At 49.8% G+C, this 4,545-nt stretch carries 4 protein-coding genes; 2 read left to right on the top strand and 2 right to left on the bottom strand.

What is annotated here, in order from left to right:
• Window positions 1-208: 208 nt before the first annotated feature.
• Together J1785_RS03135 and J1785_RS03130 are read left to right on the top strand one after the other, a co-directional pair.
• The gene (locus J1785_RS03135; protein WP_129953584.1) at window positions 209-520 is read left to right on the top strand and encodes a hypothetical protein; all 312 of its coding nucleotides are present in this window, start codon (window positions 209-211) and stop codon (window positions 518-520) included.
• A 180-nt stretch (window positions 521-700) separates the two neighbouring features.
• The gene (locus J1785_RS03130; protein ID WP_129953585.1) at window positions 701-898 is read left to right on the top strand and encodes a hypothetical protein; all 198 of its coding nucleotides are present in this window, start codon (window positions 701-703) and stop codon (window positions 896-898) included.
• Between the two features lie 73 nt (window positions 899-971).
• Here J1785_RS03130 and J1785_RS03125 read toward each other — a convergent pair whose 3' ends face one another.
• Window positions 972-3,071 carry a peptidase domain-containing ABC transporter gene (locus J1785_RS03125; protein WP_217218784.1) on the bottom strand — a complete coding sequence of 700 codons (2,100 nt, stop codon included), beginning with the start codon at window positions 3,069-3,071 and terminating at the stop codon, window positions 972-974.
• Window positions 3,064-4,338 (bottom strand): HlyD family secretion protein, encoded by a 1,275-nt coding sequence (locus J1785_RS03120; protein WP_129990997.1) that lies wholly within the window; start codon window positions 4,336-4,338, stop codon window positions 3,064-3,066. Before J1785_RS03120 ends, J1785_RS03125 begins: the two co-directional genes overlap by 8 nt.
• Between the last annotated feature and the right edge of the window lie 207 nt (window positions 4,339-4,545).

The raw sequence follows: 4,545 nt of genomic DNA, 5'->3' as shown, positions 1-4,545 counted from the left end.
GTGTAAGAAAATATCAAACTGGAATTTTGAAGGGTAATATCCGAGAGAATTTTCACTGTTACTACTGCTGATTTCATTAATGGAAGGCAGAAAATACTTTTTAACATCATTCATTGCGATTTTTGCAACACCTGAGTCACTGCATCAGGCCTGTATAACCTGCATTTCGATATACTTCCGTATCGCAATGCCACTACTGGAGATAGCTATGTCTTTTTCATTAGCCAACTGGACGACCAACTGGCAGAAAGACGGACGGTTCAGCAAAAACTATACATCAGTTCTGATAGAGAAAGCCTGCAGGCTGGACAGTCAGTTGAACAATGCCTACTGCAGAGGAACCCTGAAAGTCATTGCCGGGCCTCACCGGAAGGCAGGTCCGGGTGAGGGTGGCGATGCAAGGTGGCATATGACGCTACAGCCTTCGGCCAACAGTAGCTGCTGGCATATCATTCTGGATAACAGCGTGACCCGGCCCGTGAAAATTAACAAACGGGAACTCACGGGGCACGGTTTTTAGTTTTAGGGCGGTTCAGGTTCGGCATCCGGACCTGACCAGCGACTCATTATTCTTTGACAACTGATATCCCAGCCATTGGGATGGTGTTACAGATAAGTTATTAAAATTCACGCGTATTGACGGAGTTTTACTCAGAGGACTTTAGGATAAGGACATACTGTGAAGTAAGAGGAGAAATGCATGAAACCAAGGTTAAGTTTTGCCGTACTTTTTATCTTCATCACCTTCGGTGCAATGGCAAAAGATATGACCCTTATAAAATCAGCCCCGGTTCATCGGGGTGGTTTTAACAGTCATAATGGCTTTGCGGATACTGCCGAAACGCCGGATGAACACATACGGGAAGACCATCACCGCACGCTTCGCAGTACATCCTGAGAGGTGAATCCAGACCCCGATCCGTCCGGATAGCCCAGGCAGGCAACTCACTGCACACGGCAAACACAGACCTTTATTCCAGATAAATCACCCTGTCTGCCGATGCTATCGTTGTCTCGCGGTGCGCAATGATAACCCTTGTGATGTCCAGTGCTTTGATCGCGAGATTCACCATCGCCTCGCTTTCCTTGTCCAGCGCGCTGGTCGCTTCATCTAAGAACAAGACGGCAGGCTTCTTGTAAATCGCGCGGGCAAGGAACAGTCGTTGTTTTTGCCCCCCCGACAGTCCCTCTCCTAATTCACCGATCAGGGTTTCATAGCCCATGGGCATTTGCTTAATGACGGTATCCAGGTAGCTGGCGCGGACACATTCCTGCATCCAGGCTTCATCCACTTCGTCCGCAAAGCCGCAGATATTTTCCCGGATGGAGCCGGAAAATAGCTTGTCATCCTGCATTACGCAGGCGATCATTTTATGATAGTTATTGATACCCAACTGCTGAATATCGATACCGTTCACCTCGACCCTGCCGTTATCAGGATAAAACAGCCCGCACAATACCTTCATCAAGGTGGTTTTTCCTGAGCCGGACGGCCCAACAATAGCCACACTTTCTCCGGGCGCGATAGTGATGTCTAACCCGTTAAAAATGGGTGGAGACTGACTGTCATAACGGTAACTCAATGCATGTGTTGCCAGCGAAACGGGTTGTAAACGAGCCTCATAAGGGATGTCCGGCTTACGATTTTCCTGCGGATGCAGGGCAATATCGGCAATGCGTTCATTGTGCAAGCTCATCATACGCAATTGCAGCAGGAAATTGGTCAGTGAGCCAATTCTGTCGGAAAACTGCCCGCGAAAAGCGCCGAATGCAACGAACATACCGATAGTCATCTGGTTGTCTATTACCAGACTGGTACCCAGCCACAGGATCACCACCTGATCACAGGCTGAGACAAAGGTGTTGATGCCGCCAAACAGCATGTCCATCTTCGTAACGCGGATCCCGGTATTGATGGTATCGATTTCGAGGTTGAGCCAGTGGGCACTGCGTCTTTCTGCTATCCCCTGCATTTTTACTGTGGCGATGCCGTACAGCGTCTCCATGAAATAGGAACCGGCACGGGCATTTCTGACCAAAGACTCCTCTGAAAGCTGCCGGTAATAACCGTAGGTCAGCAGACGGAGAAGTACATACACGGCGGTGAAGGCCATGACGACCCACGTTAACCAACCTCCGTACAAAATCATCATCACGAGCACGCCGGCCACCATAATCATGTCCATGATGGCGCCGACAATACTGGCGGTGAAGGTGCTGCGCAATGCATCCAGCGATCCGAAACGTGACTGGATATCCCCCAGTTTGCGACGTTCAAAATAGCCCAGAGGTAACTTCAATAAGTGGTTAAACAACCCGGATTGCCACTGAACATTGATGAGCGTCGTCATGACCAGTGCAGACCAGGCGCGTACCATGCTGACTGCGGCCCGCAACAGAATAAAGAATAACAGCCCCGCGCAGATTAACGTCAGCAGTCCGCGATCGCTTGCAGGGATCGCATGATCCATCACCAGTTGTGTACCAACCGGCATCACAAGGTTGATGGTTTCAATCACCAGTGACAGGCAAAAAATCTTGCCTAGCGTACCTTTAAGGCCATATACGCTGCCCATCAGCGTACTCAGACTGAGCCGTTTCCGCACGGTATGTGCTTTGAATGCAGCGCCTGGCCAGGCTTCAAGTGCTACGCCGGTAAAACTGTGCGACACCTCTGCCATGTTGATGATTCTGCGGCCCCGGGCGGGGTCATGTATGACCACGTGATTACGCCTGACGCTCACCAGAACGACAAAATGGTTAAACTCCCAGTGCAGTATGCATGGCAATTTTAGCGCACCGAGATCTTCCATATCCAGTGACAAAGGGCGTGACGACAAGCCCAGTTGTTCGGCCATACCGGTTAAACCGGACAACGTAGTACCACGCGCCGAGAGGTTGAACTGCTGGCGCAGTGCGATCAGATCAATATTCATACCATAGTGGCCGCAAAGCATCGCCAGGCAAGCGAGGCCGCACTCAGAAGATTCCGTTTGATGGACTAGCGGCACGCGTTGCCGCAATCGTATATCAAGCTGGCCGAGCAGTTTCTTGACAGAGAGTCTATTCATTGACCGGCCCCGACGCGCTGTGTTTCATGTCGTAGAACGGTGACAACATCCACTGATATATCTTCCTTTTTTCCAAAAATAGTGTGCTCTCCGCCTTCATACCATTTTCCAGGTTCAGACGTTTACCACTGTACATGATGGTCTGTTTTTCGGGTCTGACGATCACTTTGTAGTAAGGGACTGCCGAGGTCAAAGCAGCTTTCGGGGCCCCCTGATAGGTCAGCATTTCCTGAGATGAAGCCGGTGCTTTCGAAATCACTGACACCGTGCCGGCAAACTGCCCAAACTTTTGCGCCGGAAAAGCTTCATAACGAATGTTGACCCGGTCGCCTGTGGAAATATAGGGAATAGCATCATTAGGTACCCAAAGTATCAGGGAGTAATGATCAATATTGGGTGGGATGACTTGCAGCAAACTGTCGCCGACGTTGACCATCTGTCCTACCGTGACGCTAAGAGAGTCTACGCGACCGTCAACCAGTGCGCGGACGATGATTGCCCCGCCTGCATCGATATTGAGCAGTTCTTTTTGCAGTTCGTAGCGCTGGAGTTCCATCTGATAAATTTGGTTATCAAACTCAGCGGCCTGAGTGTGGATTTGGCTTTCAAGAGCAGTGATCTGCAGGGCGTTTTGCTCGTTCTGCCCGGTGAGGCCCAACAGATTGTTTTGTTGCTGGTAATAGAGCGCCACCTGATTGGTGAGTTGATCCTTATTGATAAGCCCCTTTGTCTGATATTGCCGGTAGTTCTCCATATTCTCTTTCATAATACGGAGTCCTTCCTCAGCACGCCGGAGTATGTCGTTGGAGCGCTGGAAAGCGGCGATATATTGGGCCTTTTGTTTCTCCAGCATCCCGACAGTGTCTTGTTTACTGCTGTCCAGCCGGCTGATGATTTGTGAAATGCGTTCAAGCTGATTATTGATGTCCCGGCGTTGGTTATCGCTGACCACGCCGCTGCGGGTACTTTTACTCACATCTATCTGATAGATAGGAGTCCCAGCCTTGATTATCTGTCCTTCCGTGACAAATTCTTTGACTACCACGCCCTGAACGGCGGAATAGACGTTAGCCACGCGCGGGTAGGTGCTGATCTCGCCGGTCACGTTGACTCTGCGGGTGTAATTTGCGGCGATGACAAAGGTGAGGAAGATTGTAATAAACAAAAGACATAATAACGCAGTGACCCAGAACGGAATTCCAGGGAGGAGCAGCGCCCGGCCACGCCATTTCATTTTCTGATTATCAATCGCTTCCTGGCGAAACACGGTCTGTCCTTCGTTAGCGTGCGGGGAGGTGAGTAGTCACCTTTATTATGCCACGCCCTGGTCCTGCTCCGGCAAGCGTTTGTTTTAGCATACCGCTGGTTTGTATTATCTACATTTCGCTTAGTGAAGGAGAAAAAACCTTTAAAAACAAAGGATTGCATGAAATTAAATGTATTTTTTAAAGCATAAAAAGAAGGAGAAAAAATG

The organism is Rahnella perminowiae, from assembly GCF_019049755.1.
Taxonomy (GTDB): Bacteria; Pseudomonadota; Gammaproteobacteria; order Enterobacterales; family Enterobacteriaceae; genus Rahnella; species Rahnella perminowiae.
This window is presented reverse-complemented; position numbering and strand designations above follow the sequence as displayed.

Coding starts and splice junctions, on each gene's coding strand:
- J1785_RS03135 (WP_129953584.1), top strand. CDS start 209: ATGTCTTTTTCATTAGCCAACTGGACGACCAACTGGCAGAAAGACGGA.
- J1785_RS03130 (WP_129953585.1), top strand. CDS start 701: ATGAAACCAAGGTTAAGTTTTGCCGTACTTTTTATCTTCATCACCTTC.
- J1785_RS03125 (WP_217218784.1), bottom strand. CDS start 3,071: ATGAATAGACTCTCTGTCAAGAAACTGCTCGGCCAGCTTGATATACGA.